1 pseudogene is annotated in these 1,470 nt (G+C 42.7%); it reads left to right on the forward strand.

The features are described from left to right. Positions 1-112: 112 nt before the first annotated feature. Positions 113-1,224, forward strand: a pseudogene (locus F6J99_RS44965) (ISAs1 family transposase). The last annotated feature ends 246 nt before the right edge of the window (positions 1,225-1,470 follow it).

A 1,470-nucleotide genomic window follows, 5' to 3' on the forward strand; every position in this document is an offset into this window, starting at 1 on the left:
TCCCCTCCTGGGAGCAGGGCTAATTCATTGTGATGAGAGAAAATTAGGGTAGTCAGGAACTAGTGTAAACTATCAAAGTGAACTCAATATGGAACTCTCCTTCCTCTCCCTGATGAAAACTAATCTCATCGAAGCGTTAGCCCAGCTCCCAGATTTTCGTGCTGCCAGAGGCAAACGCTATCCTTTGTGGTTAATTTTGCTGCTGGTGATTATGGCAACGATGAGCGATTGCTATGGTTATCGAGCCTTGGAAGATTTTGCTCGTCGTCATCACCAAGCCTTGCTCGAAAACTTAGATTTACCACCAATGGGTTTTCCCTCAGACTCGACTTTTCGGAGGGTAATGATGAGTATTGATTTTACTCAATTAGCCCAAGTTTTGACCAACTGGATTAGGGATGGTGTGCCAACCCAAGAGGGTGATTGGTTAGGAGTTGATGGCAAAAGTATCAAAGGGACAGTGAATAATTATGCTCAAGCTTATCAAGACTTCGTTTCAGTAGTTTCTGTTTTCAGTAGTCGCTGTGGAGTCGCCCTAGCCCTAGAGCAATTTCGTAATAAAAAAAGTAGTGAAATTGACGTTGTGCAGTTGCTTTTAGCCAATTTAGGGATAGAAGGAGTAATATTTAGCTTTGATGCTTTACACTGTCAAAAAAAACTGCCAAACTAATTGTCGAAAGTGGAAACGACTATGTGATGGCTGTGAAAGGTAATCAAAAAAATCTCTACAAACAAATCAAAGTCAACACTACTCAAAACACTCAACCCATAAGTGTTGATATAAGCAGGGAAAAAAGAAGTGACCGTCTCACCACTAGAATTGTATCTGTTTTTGATGACATCATTGGCATAAGTGACGAGTGGCTTGGTCTAGCATGTCTGGTAAAAGTAGAACGCATCGGTACAAGAGCAGGTAAGCCCTACCAACAACTTGCTTATTATATTAGTAGTAAATGCCTCGATGCCGCACAATTTGCCCAAGGCATTCGTGGTCATTGGGGAATTGAAAATCGTTTACATTGGGTTAAGGACGTGGTACTTGATGAGGATAGTTCCAGGATACAATTTGGTAATGCTCCTGCCAATTTCTCAATGATCCGTAGTTTAGTCATCGCTATCTTACGCTACCACGGTTATTCTTCTATCACCACGGCACTCCGGTCGATTGCTCATGATCTCGAGAAGATTTTGCTGTTGATTGGAACCCAAAAGGTCGTGTCGTAGCCATTTGACGGTGTGCCAAAGCAATCGCTGTGTGACTAATAGCTATGACTTATAGGTTCGCGTACGCGAACCGGTGCAGGAAGAGAGCGATTGAGTGCTCACCAACCATTGACTGACAACGACTGACAGCATAATTGATTGATCTTCATCGGTATGTTATCAGAGTTCCATATTGAGGTCACTTTGATAGTTTACGCGAGTTTCTGGCCCCCCTAATTTTCTCTCATCACAATGAATTAGCCCTGC

Source organism: Moorena sp. SIO4G3 (assembly GCF_010692305.1).
Classification (GTDB): Bacteria; Cyanobacteriota; Cyanobacteriia; order Cyanobacteriales; family Coleofasciculaceae; genus Moorena; species Moorena producens_A.